This window comes from Acidiphilium cryptum JF-5 (genome assembly GCF_000016725.1).
Classification (GTDB): domain Bacteria; phylum Pseudomonadota; class Alphaproteobacteria; order Acetobacterales; family Acetobacteraceae; genus Acidiphilium; species Acidiphilium multivorum.
In genome coordinates, this window is record NC_009484.1 from 2319701 (window position 1) to 2337339 (window position 17639).

Annotated in this window: 12 protein-coding genes; 7 read left to right on the forward strand and 5 right to left on the reverse strand. The window is 67.5% G+C overall.

Annotation, left to right across the window (positions count from 1 at the left end; all coding sequences use genetic code 11):
• Position 1: 1 nt before the first annotated feature.
• Together ACRY_RS12975 and ACRY_RS12980 are read left to right on the forward strand one after the other, a co-directional pair.
• On the forward strand, positions 2-3076 hold the full coding sequence (locus ACRY_RS12975) for a CHAT domain-containing protein (RefSeq protein WP_012039812.1): 3075 nt from the start codon (positions 2-4) through the stop codon (positions 3074-3076).
• Between the two features lie 35 nt (positions 3077-3111).
• Positions 3112-4974, forward strand: a complete 1863-nt coding sequence (locus tag ACRY_RS12980) for a serine/threonine-protein kinase (RefSeq protein WP_012039813.1) — start codon at positions 3112-3114, stop codon at positions 4972-4974.
• A gap of 4 nt (positions 4975-4978) precedes the next feature.
• On the opposite strand, the gene ACRY_RS12985 is transcribed toward ACRY_RS12980, so the two are convergent.
• Positions 4979-5350 (reverse strand): c-type cytochrome, encoded by a 372-nt coding sequence (locus ACRY_RS12985; protein WP_007424422.1) that lies wholly within the window; start codon positions 5348-5350, stop codon positions 4979-4981.
• Between the two features lie 51 nt (positions 5351-5401).
• Positions 5402-6775: a hypothetical protein gene (locus tag ACRY_RS12990; RefSeq protein WP_231295258.1), complete on the reverse strand. Its 1374-nt coding sequence runs from the start codon at positions 6773-6775 to the stop codon at positions 5402-5404.
• A 134-nt stretch (positions 6776-6909) separates the two neighbouring features.
• On the opposite strand from ACRY_RS12990, the gene recQ reads away from it, so the two are divergent.
• From recQ to ACRY_RS13005, 3 genes are all read left to right on the forward strand, one after another.
• Positions 6910-8742 carry a DNA helicase RecQ gene (gene recQ, locus ACRY_RS12995; RefSeq protein ID WP_013640549.1) on the forward strand — a complete coding sequence of 611 codons (1833 nt, stop codon included), beginning with the start codon at positions 6910-6912 and terminating at the stop codon, positions 8740-8742.
• The gene (locus ACRY_RS13000; RefSeq protein ID WP_007424425.1) at positions 8739-9422 is read left to right on the forward strand and encodes a Crp/Fnr family transcriptional regulator; all 684 of its coding nucleotides are present in this window, start codon (positions 8739-8741) and stop codon (positions 9420-9422) included. The genes recQ and ACRY_RS13000 overlap by 4 nt, the downstream gene beginning before the upstream one ends.
• A gap of 81 nt (positions 9423-9503) precedes the next feature.
• Positions 9504-10799 carry an O-acetylhomoserine aminocarboxypropyltransferase/cysteine synthase family protein gene (locus tag ACRY_RS13005; RefSeq protein ID WP_007424426.1) on the forward strand — a complete coding sequence of 432 codons (1296 nt, stop codon included), beginning with the start codon at positions 9504-9506 and terminating at the stop codon, positions 10797-10799.
• A 52-nt stretch (positions 10800-10851) separates the two neighbouring features.
• Here the strand turns inward: ACRY_RS13005 and pepN are convergent, their stop codons facing one another.
• Complete coding sequence (pepN, locus tag ACRY_RS13010) at positions 10852-13515, reverse strand: aminopeptidase N (RefSeq protein ID WP_012039815.1); 2664 nt, start codon at positions 13513-13515, stop codon at positions 10852-10854.
• Between the two features lie 193 nt (positions 13516-13708).
• Between pepN and ACRY_RS13015 the strand changes: the two genes are divergently transcribed.
• Positions 13709-14857, forward strand: a complete 1149-nt coding sequence (locus tag ACRY_RS13015) for a GNAT family N-acetyltransferase (protein WP_043509352.1) — start codon at positions 13709-13711, stop codon at positions 14855-14857.
• On the forward strand, positions 14854-15720 hold the full coding sequence (locus ACRY_RS13020) for a DMT family transporter (protein ID WP_012039817.1): 867 nt from the start codon (positions 14854-14856) through the stop codon (positions 15718-15720). The genes ACRY_RS13015 and ACRY_RS13020 overlap by 4 nt, the downstream gene beginning before the upstream one ends.
• Here ACRY_RS13020 and ACRY_RS13025 read toward each other — a convergent pair.
• Entirely contained in the window at positions 15681-16061 is a 381-nt protein-coding gene (locus ACRY_RS13025) for a CsbD family protein (RefSeq protein WP_012039818.1), read from the reverse strand. The two genes, ACRY_RS13020 and ACRY_RS13025, sit on opposite strands and share 40 nt — an antisense overlap.
• Before the next feature lie 211 nt (positions 16062-16272).
• Positions 16273-17481, reverse strand: a complete 1209-nt coding sequence (locus ACRY_RS13030) for an IS256 family transposase (protein ID WP_011930832.1) — start codon at positions 17479-17481, stop codon at positions 16273-16275.
• Between the last annotated feature and the right edge of the window lie 158 nt (positions 17482-17639).

Here is a 17639-nt window from a genome sequence, read left to right on the forward strand (position 1 = left end):
CATGCGCCGAACGGTCCTGGTTCTGGCCGCCCTTGCCGGCCTGGCGCTGTTGAGCGCGTGCACGCGGCCGCCGCCGGGCGCCTATGCGCATGACACGGATTCCCCGCAATCGGCTAGCGGCCGGCAACTCGCGCTGGGCAAAAATACCAGCGGCGAAACCTGCACCGCCAGCCGCACGACCTCCGGCGGCGCATTGATCTACTGCGGCAGTTGGCACCAGCCCAGCGCCGAAGTGCATGCGGGTCCGGAGGCGAACCGGGCGAACCTGAATGCAATCGTTACGCGAGGAAACTGGCGGGCCGGTCTCGAACAGCGCTACGCGTGCGGCAATCCAAAGCCGACAACGGTGCTCGGGCACTACCCTGGAGAGGTTCTGCTCTGCACGCAGCGGATCGGCGGCTGGCCGCATGTCGCCCTGGCAGCCTTGATCCGCGGCCATGTGTGGTTTGCCGATGGCGTGCAACCGGCTTTTCCAGCCATGGAACGCGCCGTCGGCGTGATCAGCGGCGCAGTGCCAGCCGCCGATGCCGGCGCGATGACCACTTCGGTTTCCGACAGCCAGCTTGCCGACCGCCTCGCCGCCGCCGCCTTCACCTCGGGTGATATCCACGAGTACGGCAAGTTGATGACGCTCGGCAACCGCTCCAACCAGGCCGAGGATTACCCTGCCGCCATCACCGCCTACCGGGCCGCGCTCGCGCTGCAGCAAAAGGCGCTTGGGCCGGAAAATCCGAATACGGTGACGCCGATGCTGGATCTTGCCCTGAATCTCTCGGATCAGGGCGATTATAGCCAGGCTGACGCCCTGCTTGCGCAGGCGGCGAAGCTGGCTCCCCTGGCCGTGGATCCCACGGCGGTCGCGCGACTCGACCATTATCGGGGTCTCGATCAACTCAATCAGGGTCATGATCGCCGTGCGCTGCGGCTGCTCTCGGCCGCAAACCGGGATTATGCATCGCTTCTGCCCCGCTCCGTGTTGCGCCCCCACCCTGCCGCGACCGGGTCCGACGATGGCTTCGGCCTTTCGGCCGGAAGCCGGGGGGGATCGCTCCTCGCCGCGCAGTCGACCCTGTTGAGCCCGATCGGGCAGCAGGCCCTGCTCGGCGTGATCGAAACACTGCGGTATGAGGGCGTGGTGCTCGATGCGGCCGGGCATCACAAGCAGGCCGCCGTGAAAATTGACCGTGCATCGGCGATCGCTTCGGCGAACGGGATTGCTCCTCCCGTGCTTCGCGCCAGGCTTGACCGGAGCACGGCCGCCGTCGACACGGCGTTTGACAGGACCGCCTCGGCTGCCGCCAGGCTGGCGCAAGCCTCGTATGATTTCGAACATGCCCTGCCCGGTTCGCGCCCGGTCGCCGACACGCACCTGCTGCGCGGCGGCGTGCTCGACCTCGCCGGTCAACCCGGAAAGGCCCTGGAGGCTTGCCGGGCCGGCATAAAGCTTCTCGCCCGCCTGCGCCTCGGCACCTCTGCGGCCCTGGTTGCTCCGTGCCTCGACGCGGCCAATCGGGAAGCGGAGAAGAATCCTGCCCGGGCCGGGGTGCTTCGCGCCGAGATGTTCGCGATGGCGGAACTCGCGCAAGGCAGCACGACCAGCCGTGAAATCGCCGAGTCCGCCGCGCGGCTGGCCGCGGATTCAAAGAGCCCCAAAGTCGCCGCCGCGATCCGCGCCCATCAGGATGCCGTCATCGCCCTGTCGCGCCTCTACCGGGAGCGTGACGGCATCGCCCATGAACGGCAGGCAACGCCGGCCGCCATCAACGCAATCGACATGAAGATCGCGGCGGCAACCCGGCGGCTCGCCGAAGCGGACGAGTCCGTCGAGGCGGCGGCACCGAATTTCGGCCAGCTGGTCCAGCAGGTCGTGCCCGCCGGCACCGTGCTCGACCGGCTGAGGCCTGGCGAAGCCTTTCTCGATATCATGCCGGCGCCGGACGGCACGTGGACGTTCCTGTTGCACGACGGGCGGATCGCCGTCGCGCACACGAAGGTCGACGAGACGCGCATGACCGCACTGGTCCGCAAAGTGCGCCAAAGCGTCGTGCCGACGCAGGCGGGATTGCCGACCTTCGCGATGACCTCTGCCGAAGCGATCTATCGCGCGACCCTGGCCCCCTTCGCGACCGACCTCGCGAAGACCACGGCGATGGTGGTTTCACCGGCCGGGGCGCTGCTGTCGCTGCCATTCGCGCTGCTGCCCACCGAGCCGGTCGCCCCCGGCACGCCGCTGGCCAAGGTGCCCTGGCTGATCAGGAAGATGACGCTGGTCTACGTTCCCGCGGCCGCGAATTTCGTCTCGCTGCGCGCCATCGCCGGCACGTCGCCCGCCAAGCAGCCATGGTTTGGCTTCGGGGACTTCAAGAACACGAGCCTGGCCCAGGCCGAGGCCACGTTCAGTGGCCCCAGTTGCGGCGACAGCGCCCGGCTCTTCGCCGGCCTGCCCCACCTGCCGTATGCGAAGCTCGAACTTGACGCCGCCCGCGCGATCTTCAAGGCACCCGCATCGGACGAGCTGCTGGGGGCGGCCTTCACGGTCCCGAATGTCGAGCACGCCGACCTGAAGCAATACCGGATCCTGCATTTCGCGACCCACGCGCTGCTGCCCTCCGAACTGCCCTGCGCTCATGAACCGGCGATCGTCACCTCGCCGCCGCCCGGCGCCAGGTCCGCGGCGAACTCGATGCTGACGACCTCCGACATCACCAATCTCAAACTGAACGCCGACCTCGTGATCCTGTCGGCATGCAATACGGGCGGGGGCGACGGAAAGGCCGGCGGTGAAGCGCTTTCCGGCCTTGCCCGCGCGTTCTTCTTCGCCGGCGCCCGCGCGCTGATGGTCACGCAATGGTCGGTGAACGACCAGGTCAGCTCCTATCTGGTCGCAACCACGCTCACCCATCTGGCCTCATCGACGGGCGAGGGGGCGGCCGCGAGCCTGCGGAGCGCCCAGCTCGACCTGATCAGGGGCGCCGCGTCCGGCACCCTGCCGGCCAAGCTCGCCGATCCGTTCTTCTGGGCGCCTTTCGTGGTCATCGGCGACGGTGGACAGGGCACGCGCAATCTGGCCAAGTAGCGATCATCACGCATCAGAAAGCGAGACATCCCCTCATGGCAGCGCCAGATCTGACGAAGCTCGGAAAATATGACATCGTCCGTATTCTCGGCCGGGGCGCCATGGGCACCGTCTACGAAGGCTTCGATCCGATCATTGCGCGTCGCGTCGCCATCAAGACGGTCAATCTCGATGATACCGACGACGCCGAGGCCGCCGAGGGGCTGCTCCGGTTCCGGCGGGAAGCGCAGGCCGCCGGACGGCTGACGCATCCGAACATCGTGGGCATCTACGATTACGGCGAGACCGACGGGCTTGCCTATATCGTCATGGAATATGTCGAAGGCGAAACACTGAAATCGGTGCTCGACAGAGGCGAACGCTTTGCCACGGTCGACGCGCTGCGAATGATGCGGTCGCTGCTCGCAGGACTGGCCTACAGCCACGACAACGGCGTTATCCATCGTGACATCAAGCCTGCCAATGTGATGATCACGAGAGATGACCAGGTGAAGCTCGCCGATTTCGGCGTCGCCAGAATCGAAAGTTCGAGCCTCACCCAGGCCGGGACGATGATCGGCACGCCTTCGTACATGTCTCCCGAGCAGTTCATGGGGCAGACGATCGACATGCGGACCGACATCTATTCCGCAGGCGTCATGCTTTATCAGCTACTCACTGGCGAGAAGCCGTTCGAAGGCTCGATCACCGCGATCATGCACAAGGTGCTGAACGTCGAGCCGCCAGCGCCCTCGGCCCTGTCGATCTCGGTGCCGCCGAGGCTCGATGCAATCGTCCGCAAGGCGATGGCGAAGCGGCCGGACGACCGTTTCGCCGACGCAAGGGAATTCGCGCAAGCCCTGGCAACCGCGGAGTCCGACACCGGTTCCGGCGGCCTCTCGCTCGCTGGCGAGGGAGTTGATGGAGATGCGACGATGATCGCCTCTTCCGGCCGTCATGCCGCCGCCGCACCGGAAGCCTCCGTCCGCTTGCCCACCCCTCCCGCACCCGCGGGCGAGACCGGCGGCCGGCGTGGCCTCCTCATCGGCGGAATTGCCGCGGCCGCGTTGATCGTCGCCGGCGGCGGCACTTATTTCCTGCTGGGCGGCGGGCACCATGCCGCGCAGCAAGCCGCGCCGTCCCACCCCTCCGCGACGAAGCCGGCCTCAGCCAGAAGCGTCAAGACGCCGGCGCCGGCGCCCGCGCCACCGGTTGCCGCTCAAGCGACGCCCGCGCCCGCATCGGCGCCCACACCCGTGCCGCCGCCCTCGGCCGCCACGATCGAGGCGCGACTGACCGCCGCCGTGCGTCAGACCTCCTGCGCGATGGCAACCGGAAGCGCCCGGAACGGAGACTTCCAGGTCTCGGCTCTCGTTCGCGCTGCGAACAAGCCCGCGCTGGCGGCAGCGATCGACGATGTCGCCCGCGCGATTCCCTCGGCGCATGTTGCCGTCACGCTCGACGATTTCACCGGCCCGTATTGCGGCATGGTTTCGACGATCGAGCCCTATGCACCCGTCTTCGCGGATGCCGCCCAGCGACTCGGCTTCAGGCTTGCGGGCGGCGTCAACCGCCTTGCCAAGGGGCAGCCGATCACTGTGCGCGTGAAGCCGCCCGCATGGGCCCATGATCTCGAGATCGACTATGTCTCGAGCAATGGGCAGATCTATCGTCTCCACCCCGCCGCGGACCGGAAGGACGGGATCATCAGCGACACGCTGGGTCAGGTTGGCGCGCCGTTCGGGAGGGACATGATCGTTGCCATCGCCTCGACCGCCCCGCTGCCGCTGGCCACGGGCGATCAGCTAACATCGACGAAAGCATGGCCAGGACAGCTTCAGTCCGCGCTTTCGACGATCACGCAAAAAGGCGGCCGCGTCGCCACGGCCGCCATATTGCTTGATACGAGACCAAAATGATCGATTATTTGCCGAGCGTCTGCAGATAGGCGACCACGTCGGCCCGATCGGTGGCATTGGCCATGCCCATATAGGGCATCTTGGTGCCCGGCACATCCGCCTGCGGATTGGCCAGGAACTTGTCGAGCGTCGAGGCGTTCCACACGATACCGGACTTCTTGAGCGCCGGGGAGAACTGGAATCCCGGGGTCGCAGCGGCCTTCGCGCCGTAGACGCCCGCCAATGACGGGCCGATCCCGTTCTGCCCCGGGCTCACGCTATGGCAGGCTGCGCACTGGGCCTGAAACAGTGCCTTGCCATGTGCCACGTTCGCCGCCTGCGCGCTCGCGATGCAGAATGCACCCGCGGCAACGGCGATGAGAAGAGTGGATTTCATTTTGGTCTCTCCTGTCGGGCACCCGCCCGTCCGGGCGGGTGCGTGTTGTCCTCAGAAAGCCAGCCATACACCGGCAAACAGCGTATCGTTCGCCTGTGCGTTGGTTCCCTGGCCGTCATAATTGTGCGCAAGGCCATTGAAGATCGGATAGACGGTATCCTCGACGAAGAACTTGGCATTCAGCCAGGGCAGCCATTTCGGTCCCCCATCGTTGAACGGGTAGTAATCGAGCTCCGTCGTCCAGCTGTTGCTGTTCGGCTTGCCGTTCGCGTTTCCGTAATAAACCGGATCGGAATTCCCGTAAATCGTGTTGAACGACTCTGTGATCCCGAACTTCTGGTAGAGCAGTTCGGACAGCGTGATCGTGGCGACGTTCAGACTGTCGGCACGGTTGCTGACACTGCCGAGCGGATAGCTTGCCGCCCAGTCCTGCGACTCGTGGATGATGTTCGCCTGAACCGAAAACGCCTGATTGTGCGTGATGTACTGGAACTGCGTGTCGGCCGCGATGTCGAAGAATTGATCCGTCGGGCCGCTCGCCACACCCGTCGGATAGACCCGATCCATCAGCGCATAGCTGCCGACCTCGATCGAGGAGTTACCCCACTGATGCTGGAAGGCGAGCCGCAGATAGGGCGCCACACCATCGATCTTGGGGCCGCCGCCCGCGCCGAGCGCGTAGCCCATGCGTTGCGGCAACGACTTGTAGAGGTCCGCCTCGGCATAGATCATGTCGGACGGCGTGACGTTGAGCGCGCCGTAGACGCCCGCGCCATACACGGTCTGCGCCAGCGACGCGATCTGCTGCGAGGCCGCGGGGGCGTTCGCGAGACCCGAGGGGATATAGGGATAGCCCCAGCTCGGCGGCGTGTTCCAGAGGTCTGTCACGGCCGGGTTGTTGTTGAGGGTAATGCCCCAGAACAGCGGGTGACCGAACAGGCTGCCGGGCCGGGCAAGACGGATATCGGTGTTGTCCCAACTCCACTGCCTGGCGACGCCGTCATACGTCACCTGCACAAACGCGCCGAGGCCGATCGCCGAATCGAGCGCGCCGCCATAGAACAGGCTGGTCTGCTGCGCGGCCCAGGCATCGTTCGACTTGAAGCCGGGCTGCAGGCCGCCCGGGACCTTGTCGTGCTGCTGGGTCCATCCGATCTGGGACATCACGGCGAAATTCTTCCAGGTCGGGAAGGTGCCGCCGGCGATGTAGCCCTCGAGCTTGAAATCCCGCCCATACGGCGTGAGCTGGGGAAAGCCGATATGACAGGCCGAGCACGGTTCGCCGGTCTGCGCTGCAAAGGCGGGGATCGCGTAGGCAGCGCGAGGCGCCGCAAGCCAGGCTGCGGCAACCATGCCAGCGGCCGCAAGCCGCCAGGAATAGGGATGTGACCGGGTTTTCATTTGCAGTCTCCCGTTGACTTTCATTCAGTGACGAGCATCCGATTAACAGGGCCCAAAATCGTGGTCGTTGATCGAGATCAATTTGTGACGGCTTGTGACCGCATGTTGCAGGTGTGCACCATTGCCGCCGGCCCGGCGAAAGCCCTACACCTTGTCCCGTGCGAATCGACCCGCCCCGACGGCCTACGGAAGATATCGCCATAGAACCCGAAGCGGTTCTAAGGCGGGTTTTCGGCCATGACGGTTTCCGGGGGCCGCAGCGCGACATCGTCACCCATGTCATCGCCGGGCATGACGCCCTCGTGCTGATGCCCACCGGCGGCGGGAAGTCGATCTGCTATCAACTTCCCGCAATCTGCCGGCGGGGCGTCGGAATCGTGGTCTCGCCGCTGATTGCCCTGATGCGCAATCAGGTCGAGGCGCTGCGCCAGCTGGGTGTGCGCGCCGCGGCCTTCAACTCGAGCCTCGAGGCCGCCGAACGCGCGACGGTTCTCCGGGCACTTCGGGCAGGGGAGCTCGACCTGCTCTACGTGGCGCCGGAGCGGCTGGTCACCGAGGATTTCCTCGCCCTGTTAGGGTCGGTGCGGATCGCACTCTTCGCGATCGACGAAGCCCACTGCGTCAGCCAATGGGGCCATGATTTCCGGCCCGAATATCTCCAACTCGCAACGATCGGCGAGAGATTTCCGGGCGTGCCCCGCATCGCACTCACCGCCACGGCCGATCCGCAGACGCGCGATGACATCGCGCGCCGCCTCGGGCTCGACGGGGCGCGCCTGTTCATCTCGAGTTTCGACCGGCCGAACCTGACCTACGCGATCGCGCCCAAGATCGAGCCACGGCGGCAGCTTCTCGCCTTCCTGCGCGGCCATGAGGGCGAGTGCGGCATCGTCTACTGCCTGAGCCGCGCCGCCGTCGAGGAAACGGCGAGCTGGCTTGCCGGCCAGGGCCTGCGGGCCCTGCCCTATCATGCCGGGCTGGATGCGGCGACGCGGAACCGGAACCAGGACGCCTTCCTCGGCGAGGACGGCCTGATACTGGTTGCCACCATCGCCTTCGGCATGGGGATCGACAAGCCGGACATCCGCTTCGTCGCCCATCTGGACCTGCCATCGAGCCTGGAGGCCTATTATCAGGAGACCGGCCGCGCCGGCCGCGACGGCGCGCCGGCCGAGACCCTGATGCTCTATGGTATGCAGGATGTGGCATTGCGTGGACGCCTGATCGACCAGAGCGACGCGCCGGACGAGGTCAAGCGCATTGCCCGGGCCAAGCTCGGCGCGCTGCTCGGCGTCTGCGAGACGGCCGGGTGCAGGCGGCGCGCGGTGCTCGCGCATTTCGGCGAAACCTATCCCGGAGACTGCGGCCGCTGCGACAATTGCCGCACACCGGTGCAGACCTGGGACGGTACCGAAGCCGCGCGCAAGGCGCTTTCGGCGATACTGCGCACGGGGCAGCGCTTCGGTGTGGGCCACCTGACCGATATTCTCCGCGGCACCGCGACCGACCGGATCAGGCATCTTGGTCACGACAGGCTGCCGACGTTCGGGGTCGGCGCGGATCTCGACCGCCGCCAGTGGGGCTCGGTCTTCCGTCAGCTCGCGGTGGCCGGGCTGGTCGAGATCGACCACGAGGCCTATGGCGCGCTGCGCATCACGGAGCGGGCCCGGCCGGTGCTTCGCGGCGAGGAGGCGCTCCGCCTGCGCCGCGACCCCGCCACCGGCAGGAGGGGCGGGCAGCGCAGCACGGCGGGGCCATCACCGGCGATCGAAGCCCCCGGTTTCGAGGCGCTCCGGGAATGGCGGCGCGAGGTCGCCCGCTCGCAGCAAGTGCCTGCCTATGTCATTTTTCACGATGCGACGCTGGCCGCCCTCGCTGCCGCGAGGCCAAGCAGCCGGCGCGATCTGGCGGCCGTGCCCGGCATGGGAACCAGCAAGATCGAACGCTACGGCGACGCCGTGCTCGCCGTGCTCGCGAGGACAACGGCATGACCCGGAACGCACGAAACTACATGGCCCGCATCCCGCTCTTCGCCCCCTTCAGCCCGGAAGAGCTGGATGCGCTCTATGCCTGCACCTACGAGCGCAACATGACGACCGGCGAAATGCTGATCCAGCGCGGCGATCCGGGCACGTCGATGATGCTGATCCTTGCCGGCGAGGTGCGGGTCGTGCTCCCCGGAATCGATGGCAACGACCAGGATCTCAACACGCTGCGCGAGGGCGCGGTTTTCGGCGAAATCGCGCTGTTCGACGGCAAGCCCCGCAGCGCGGACGTGGTCGCCGCGACCAATGGCCGGCTTCTGGTGCTGGAACGCGCCTCGGTGGTGCGGCTGATCGAGCGTGATCCGCAATTCGCCATGCGGGTGATCGAAATCATCTGCATGCGGCTGCGCACCACACTCGCGCAGCTTGACTCCATCCTGTTCCAGGATGTGAGCCAGAGAGTCGTCACCTTCCTGCTGCAGCGTTCCGAGGGGCTGGAACGCGCGCGGATCGACACCACCCAGAGCGCGCTTGGCCGCGCCGTCGGATCGACGCGCGAAACGGTGAACCGGCGACTCAGGGATCTCGAGGCCCGCGGCCTCATCGAACTCACCCCGGGCCGAATCACGGTGCGGGACCGGAACGGCCTGTCCGCGCTCCTGCAGGGCCGTTCACGCATGGCCTGACGGGCCACGCCCTTGCCACGGCGGGCGCGCGGGCGTTAGCTTTCGCTCCCACGAGAACAGATGCCCGATGGAGACAGCCCCATGACGGTCAAGAGCCGACACCCGGAAACGCTCGCCCTGCACGCCGGCTGGCGCGCCGATCCCACCACCGGCTCGGTCGCGGTGCCGATCCACCAGACCACCTCCTACCAGTTCAACAGCACCGAACACGCGGCCAACCTGTTCGCGCTGTCCGAGCTCGGCAACATCTACACCCGCATCATGAACCCGACGACGGACGTGCTCGAGCAGCGCCTCGCCGCCGTCGAGGGCGGGGTCGCCGCGCTTGCCCTCGCCTCCGGCCAGGCCGCCTCGGCGAGCGCGATCCGCACGCTGACGCGCGCGGGCGAGAACGTCGTCGCCTCCACCGATCTCTACGGCGGCACCTGGAACCTCTTCGCCAACACGCTGCGCGACCAAGGCATCGAGATCCGCTTCGTCGACCCGACCGACCCCGAGAATTTCCGCCGCGCGACCGATGACAAGACCCGCGCGTATTACGCCGAAACCCTGCCCAACCCGAAGCTCGCGGTCTTCCCCATCGCCGAGGTCGCGGCGATCGGCCGCCCGCTCGGCATCCCGCTGATCATGGACAACACGGCCGCGCCGCTGCTCTGCCGGCCCTTCGACCACGGCGCGGCCATCGTGATCTATTCCACCACGAAATATATCGGCGGCCACGGCACCTCGATCGGCGGGATGATCATCGATTCCGGCAATTTCGACTGGGCCGCCCACCCCGCGCGCCAGCCGCTGCTGAACGCGCCCGACCCCTCCTATCACGGCGCGGTCTGGGTCGAGGCGGTCAAGCCGCTCGGCCCGATCGCCTACATCATCCGCGCCCGCACCGTGATCCTGCGCGACGAGGGGGCGGCGCTCTCGCCGTTCAACGCCTTCCAGCTCATCCAGGGGCTGGAGACGCTGCCGCTGCGCATGGCGCGGCATTGCGAGAACGCCGAGAAGGTGGTCGATTTCCTCTCCAGCCATCCCGACGTGGTGCGGGTGATCCACCCCGGCGTCGCCACCGGCGAGGCGCGGCGGCGCACGGAAACCTACCTCACCGGCGGCAGGGGCGCGCTGGTCGGCTTCGAACTGGCCGGCGGCGCCGCATCGGGGCGGAAATTCATCGAGGCGCTGCGGATGTTCTACCACGTCGCCAATATCGGCGACGCCCGCAGCCTCGCCATCCACCCCGCCAGCACCACCCACTCGCAGCTCTCGGCCGAGGAACAGGCGGCCACCGGCGTCACGCCGGGCTATGTCCGGCTGTCGATCGGCCTCGAACACATCGAGGACATCATCGCCGATCTGGATCAGGCGCTGGCGGCCGCGCGCTGAGCTTCAGTATCCCGATGTCGCGGGCCGGATCCCCGATCCGGCCCGTGATTTTTCACGACCCCGCCCGCGCCCGCTCGGCCATCTCCCGCGCATTGGCCGACAAAGCGGGATCGGCGAGCAGCGCGTCCAGCGCGCCGCGCATCAGCGCCTGCCGCGCCGGATCGAAGCGCTGCCAGCTCGCGAACACGTCGATGCAGCGCGCCGCGATCTGCCGGTTCACCCGGTCGACCTCGCCGATCATCCGCGCCACCAGCGCATAGCCCCGCCCCGACGCATCGTGGAACCAGCGCTGGTTCCCCGCGCCGAACGCCTGCACCAGGGCGCGGAAGCGGTTGGGGTTGCGCAGGTCGAAATCGGCGTGCCGGGTCAGCGCCTCGACGCGGTCCAGCGTGTCCGGGGCGGCCGCCATCGCCTGGATGCGGAACCACTTGTCGCCCACCAGCGCATCGCCGCGCCAGCGCGCGTGAAACGCCGCGAGTGCCGCATCGCGCGCCGGCGTCGCGGTATCGGCGAGCAGCGCCAGCGCGCCGAGCCGCCCGGTCATCGTCGGCGCGGTCTCGAAGCGGCGCTGTGCCGCGTCCAGCCCCGCCGCCGGGTCCGCCGCCATCAGATAGGCCAGCGCGACATTGCCGAGCACCCGCCGCCCCATGCTCGCCGGGTCGAGGCTGAACGGCGCCGACGGGTCCTCCGCCCCGCACAGCGCGGCGAAGCGGTCGCGCAACTGCCGGCCGATCGCCGCCCGCGTCGTCTCCAGCGCCTCGTGAATCGCATCCGGGTCGATCACCGCCATCCGGTCCGCCAACACGTCCTTGCCCGGCAGCGACAATATCCGCGCGGCGAGCGCCGGCGCCTCCTGCGCGAGGTCGAGCGCCGCCGCCATCGCCGCCACCAGCGCCGGATCGGTCGCCACCGCCTCGCCGCGCTGCAATGCGGCGATCGCGTCGAGCAGCGCGCGCGTCGCATATTCCTGCCCGGCCTCCCAGCGGCTGAACCCGTCGGTATCGTGCGCGGCAAGGTGCGCGAGCCCGGCCGCATCGTGCCCCGAGAGCTTCACCGGCGCCGAGAACCCGCGCAACAGCGAGGGCACCGGCGGAGCCGCGACCTCCTCGAACACGAAACGCTGCTCGGCCGCGCGCAGCAGCAGCACCCGAGTGCCGCGATGCGCGTCCGCCTCGCCCTCCAGCCGAGCTTCAAGCTCCGCCCCATCCGGCCCGATCAGCCCCATCGCCACCGGGATCAGGAACGGCTCCTTATGCGCCTGCCCCGGCGTCGGCGCCGTCACCTGCCGCAGCGTGAGCGTGTAGCACCGCGCCGCCGCGTCGTATTCGCCCTCGAATCGCAGCTGCGGCGTGCCCGCCTGCTCGTACCAGCGCATGAACTGGGAAAAATCGAACCCCGATTCCTCGCGCATCGCGGCCACGAAATCCTCGATCGTCGCCGCCGAATTGTCGTTGCGCGCGATGTAGCGATCGAAGCCGCGGCGGAACGCCTCATGCCCGATGATGGTGCGGATCATCCGCACCACCTCCGCCCCCTTCTCATAGACGGTCGCGGTGTAGAAATTGTCGATCTTGCGATAGGCGGCGGGGCGGACGGGGTGCGCCAGCGGCCCGGCATCCTCGGCGAATTGCCGGGCGCGCAGCATCTTGACGTCGTCGATCCGCGACAGCGCCGCATCGGTCGTCGCAGCCCCGTATTCCTGGTCGCGAAAGACGGTCAGTCCCTCCTTGAGCGAGAGCTGGAACCAGTCCCGGCAGGTCACCCGGTCGCCGGTCCAGTTGTGGAAATATTCATGCGCGATCACCCGGTCGATCCGCTGGTAGTCGGCATCCGTCGCGGTATCCGGCCGGGCGAGGACGAGGGCGGTGTTGAAGATGTTGAGCCCCTTGTTCTCCATCGCCCCCATGTTGAAGTCGGACACGGCGGCGATGTTGAAGATGTCGAGGTCGTATTCGAGGCCGAACGCCTCCTCGTCCCAGCGCATCGCCCGCTTGAGGCAGGCCATCGCGTGGTCGACCTTGTCCTCGTCGCCGCGGCGGACATGGATGCCGAGCTGCACCTGCCGCCCCGAGCGGGTGACGAACGCGTCATGCACCGAAACCAGGTCGCCCGCGACCAGCGCGAACAGATAGGACGGCTTGGGGTGCGGATCCTCCCATTTCGCCCAGTGCCGCCCGTCCGGCAGGGTGCCGCGATCGACCGGATTGCCGTTGGACAGCAGCAGCGGACAGCGCGCCGGATCGGCGATCAGCGTCGCCGTGTAGCGGGCCATCACATCCGGCCGGTCGGGGAAGAAGGTGATGCGGCGAAACCCCTCGGCCTCGCACTGGGTGAAGAAATCCCCGCCCGAGACATACAGTCCCGAAAGCTCGGAATTGCGCTCCGGCGCGATGATCACCTCGGTATCGAGGGTGAATTCGTCCGGCACGTCGCGAATGACGAGGCCATGCGCGCCGAGCGCGTAGCGGTTGGCGCCGAGCGCCTCGCCATCGAGCAGCACCGATCGCAGGTCGAGCCCCTCGCCATCGAGTTCCAGCGGCGCATCCGCGATCCCGTGCGCCGCGCTGCGCCGCAGCGTCAGGCTGGCGCGCACCCGTGTTGCCGCCGGATCGAGATCGAAGATGAGATCGACCGTATCGACCAGAAAGGCCGGCGGCCGGTATTCGTCGAGGCGGCGCGGGGCGGCGTCGGGCAGCGGGACGGGGCGTTCGGTCATCGGACTCTCCTTGCAGCGCCGTTTTATGTGCCTCGCCGGCTGCCGGCGCGCAAATCGCCTCACCGCCCCCCGGAATGCCGCGAACGGGACTCCGCCCTGCCCGGCGGATGGTTGCATCCGCAGCATCACCACCTATGATTTCGTCGAAGTTACGCGGGACGCCACGCTCCCTCCCGCATCGCGCACGGGATTCATGAACGGCACCGCAGACGACCTCTCCCTCTCGCTGCACCAGAGCATCCACGAGGTCCCGGCGCCGGACTGGGATGCGCTGGCCGGCGGCAACCCCTTCGTCAGCCACGCCTTCCTCTCGGCCCTGGAAGACAGCGCCTCCGTCGGCGGCGACAGCGGCTGGTATCCCCAGCACGCGGTGCTGCGCGACGGCGCCGGCCGCCTGCTCGGCGCCGCCCCCACCTACGTCAAGGCCCATTCCTACGGCGAATACGTGTTCGATCACGGCTGGGCCAACGCCTTCGAACGCGCCGGCGGGCGCTACTACCCGAAGCTGCAAGTCGCCGCCCCGTTCAGCCCGGTGCCCGGCCCGCGCCTGCTGATGGCCGAAGGCCTGCCCCTGTCGCTGCTCGCCCGCGGCCTGGAGATCGCCGCCGAGCGGCTCGGCTGCTCCTCGGTCCATGCCACCTTCTGCACCGAGGCCGAGTGGCACGCGCTCGGCGAGGCCGGCTGGCTGCGGCGCATGGGCGTGCAATATCACTGGCACAATCGCGGCTATGAAGGGTTCGAGGATTTCCTCGCCGCCCTGTCCTCGCGCAAGCGCAAGGCGATCCGCCGCGAACGGCGCGACGCGCAGGCCGGGCTCGAGATCCGCGCCCTGCGCGGCAGCGAGATGGGGCGGCGCGAATGGGCCGCCTTCTACAACTTCTATCTCTCCACCGTCGACCGCAAATGGGGCGGCGCCTACCTCACCGAGCGCTTCTTCCCCCTGCTCGGCGAGCGCCTCGGCGATGCCGTGGTGATGATGATGGCCTTCCGCGCCGGCCGCCCGATCGCCGGCGCGCTCAACCTGCGCGGCCCGGACGCGCTCTACGGCCGCAACTGGGGGGCGCTGGAAGACGTCCCCTTCCTGCATTTCGAGCTCTGCTACTATCAGGCGATCGACTACGCGATCGGCGCCGGCCTCGCCCGCGTCGAGGCCGGTGCGCAGGGCCAGCACAAGATCCAGCGCGGCTACCTGCCGAGCCGCACCTTCTCCGCGCACTGGATCGGCCATCCCGGCCTGAGCGATGCCGTCGCCCGCTTCCTCGAGGCCGAGCGCCCGGCGGTGGACGAGGAAATGGCGATGCTCGGCGAGCAATCCCCCTATCGCAGCGATATTTCGCCGTGATCGCGGCCTATGCGGCGCTGGCCGCCTCGATGGTGATCGTCGGCGGCAATGTCGTCCTGCTCAAGCTGCTGGCCGCGCACCTGCCGACCTTCCCGTTGCTGTTCATGCGCACCAGTTTCGCCACGCTGTGCCTTGCCCCGCTGGTGGCACCGCGCCTGCCGGCGCCGCGCACGCTGGCCATCCTGTTCATGCAAGCCGCCTGTGGCACCCTGCTGTACAACGGCATGATGGTCGCCGGATTGAAGCTCACCGGCGCGGTGCAGGCGGGACTGGTCCTCGCGAGTCTTCCGGCGGTGATCGCGCTCGGCGCGGCGCTGTTCCTGCGCGAGCACCTGCGGCCGCTGCAATGGGCGGCGGTGGTGCTGGCGGGCGTCGGCATCGCCGCCCTCGCGCGCGGCGGCGGCGGTTTCAGCCTGGTGGGTGATGCACTCATCTTCGGCGCGGTGTGCGGCGAGGCCGGATATGCCCTGTTCGCCCGCCGCGCCGCCGGCCTGCTGCCGGTGATGCAGGCGACATTCTGGATGCAAGCCTGCGGCGCCGCGATGACGGCCCCGCTCGCCATCGCCAGTTTCGGACAGGTCCACTTCACCTGGCTGATCGCCGGGCTGTTGCTGGTGAACAGCCTGACCTCAAGCGTGCTGGCCGTGATCCTGTGGTATCACGGAATGCGGCGTGTTCAGGCCGGCATTGCCGGCACGTTCACCGCGCTGCTCCCCGCGACGGCCACCTTGATGGGCGTGCTCGTTCTGGCAGAACCGTTCACCCGGGGCGATGCAATGGGCTTTGCCGCCCTGTTCGTCTCGATGGTGCTGATCCTGCGGCCTCAGCGCCGCCCCCCGTGGAAGAGGAAGGCCAGCGCGTAGCCGAGCGTCGCGGCGCCGAACAGGGCGAGAACGGGCTGTTCGCGCACGAAGTCCGCCACCCATGCCGCGCCGTCACTCGCCGGCGCCGCCGCCCGATCCTCCGGCGCCCGGCCGGCACCTCCCGCCACCGAGTCACGCACGGACTCGAAAGCGGCCCCTGCCGTATGGCTTGCCGAGCGCGCGGCATCCTTGGCCGCGCCAAAGAGCTTCTGCGCTTCGCCCGCGGCCTGGTGGCGCATTCCTTCCCGCTGCAAATCCTCGTCGCCGGTCGCCTCGCCAAGAGCTTCCTCGGCCTTGCCTGCAAAAGCGCGGGCTCCACCTTCGATCTCATCCTTGTCCATCGGGTTTTCCTCCTTCGGCATGTCGGATCAGAACTCGGGAGATGGGGGCCGAAGCCATCCCGGACAAGCCGGTGTATCTCGCCTTTCCTGATCGCCTAGGTTGTAAAGCCTGATTTTGTCATGGCAGCTTCACGGAAAGGTTTCCTCAGATCAAAAACGGTCACGTCCGTCAACGTGGTGGAAATTATAGATGGTTTAAGGTGACCAAGGATCATTCGGCTGCGGTGGCGATCTGGGGTGGAAATACGTCGATTGCGGGCGGTGTAAGTTCGGCCATTGGCTCGGTCTGCATGTAGCGATTTTGTGTTTGCCACTCGTCATTCTGCTCGAGGAGCACGGCGCCCACGAGCCTGATGATGGCGGCTTCGTTTGGAAAGATGCCGACGACATCAGCGCGCCGCTTGACCTCCTTGTTCAGGCGTTCGATCGGGTTGGTAGAGTGGATCTTGACCCTGTGTTGCACGGGGAAGTCCATGTGGGCGAGGACATCGACCTCGCTATCATCGATAAATGCGGCGAGCTTGGGCCATTTGGCGCGGAACTGGTCGGCGGTGTGGCGTAGCGTCTGGCTAGCGCCGGCACGGTCAGGCTGAATGAAGGCTTGGCGGAGCGCCGCCGAGACCATGCTCTGCTGGCCCTTGCCGACATAGGCCAGGGCATTGCGCATCCAGTGAACGCGGCATCGTTGCCAGGACGCGCCCATGACGCGGCGGATTGCGGACTTGAGGCCCTCGTGCGCGTCGGAGATGACCAGCTTTACCTGACGCAGACCGCGGCGCACCAAGCTCTTGAGGAAGGCAGCCCAGAAGGTCTCGGCCTCGCTGGGGCCGATGTGCAGCCCGACGATCTCGCGCTTGCCTTCGGTGTTAGCGGCCACGGCGATTATCGCAGCCACCGAGACGATGCGCCCTCCCTCGCGCTGCTTGAGGTAGGTGGCGTCGAGCCAAAGATACGGCCAGTCACCGGTCAGCGGGCGCTCGAGGAAGGCGTTCACCCGCTCGTCGATATCCTTGCACAGCTTGCTCACCGTGCTCTTGCCTATGCCACTCAGCCCCATGGCCTGCACCAGGTCGTCGACGCGTCGGGTGGAGACGCCGCCAACCCAGGCTTCCTGGATCACCGCGACCAGGGCCTTCTCGGACGTCTTCCTAGGCTCGAGGAAGGGCGGAAAGTAAGAGCCCTGCCGCAGCTTGGGAATGCGCAGTTGCAGATTGCCGAGCCGGGTGTCGAGGGAGCGATCGCGGTAACCGTTGCGGTAGGTCGTCCGCTCACCAGTGCGCTCATGGCGCCCGGCGCCGATCAGGCCTTCCACGTCGGCCTCCATAAGCAGTTGCACTACGGCCTCCGCCACACTGCGCAGGAAATCTCCATCGCCGGCTTTCGCCAGCAATTCAGCCAAGGGTAGTCTGTCGTCGGTCATCGGGTCCTCTCGGGTTCGGGTGAAGCTTCGCAACTCCACCGTAGCCGCTCGATCCGATGGCCACCTAAACCCAGGCTCATGCGTTGGATCGGCCCCTCCGGCCGGCTACGCCGACCTCCGGCGCCAATCCAACGCACGGCAGTCAGACAATTTCCACC

What these genes read in the sequence shown, in the direction of transcription:
- ACRY_RS12975 (WP_012039812.1), top strand. Translation starts at nt 2, where the DNA reads ATGCGCCGAACGGTCCTGGTTCTGGCCGCCCTTGCCGGCCTGGCGCTG.
- ACRY_RS12980 (WP_012039813.1), top strand. Translation starts at nt 3,112, where the DNA reads ATGGCAGCGCCAGATCTGACGAAGCTCGGAAAATATGACATCGTCCGT.
- ACRY_RS12985 (WP_007424422.1), bottom strand. Translation starts at nt 5,350, where the DNA reads ATGAAATCCACTCTTCTCATCGCCGTTGCCGCGGGTGCATTCTGCATC.
- ACRY_RS12990 (WP_231295258.1), bottom strand. Translation starts at nt 6,775, where the DNA reads ATGAAAGTCAACGGGAGACTGCAAATGAAAACCCGGTCACATCCCTAT.
- ACRY_RS13000 (WP_007424425.1), top strand. Translation starts at nt 8,739, where the DNA reads ATGACCCGGAACGCACGAAACTACATGGCCCGCATCCCGCTCTTCGCC.
- ACRY_RS13005 (WP_007424426.1), top strand. Translation starts at nt 9,504, where the DNA reads ATGACGGTCAAGAGCCGACACCCGGAAACGCTCGCCCTGCACGCCGGC.
- pepN (WP_012039815.1), bottom strand. Translation starts at nt 13,515, where the DNA reads ATGACCGAACGCCCCGTCCCGCTGCCCGACGCCGCCCCGCGCCGCCTC.
- ACRY_RS13015 (WP_043509352.1), top strand. Translation starts at nt 13,709, where the DNA reads ATGAACGGCACCGCAGACGACCTCTCCCTCTCGCTGCACCAGAGCATC.
- ACRY_RS13025 (WP_012039818.1), bottom strand. Translation starts at nt 16,061, where the DNA reads ATGGACAAGGATGAGATCGAAGGTGGAGCCCGCGCTTTTGCAGGCAAG.
- ACRY_RS13030 (WP_011930832.1), bottom strand. Translation starts at nt 17,481, where the DNA reads ATGACCGACGACAGACTACCCTTGGCTGAATTGCTGGCGAAAGCCGGC.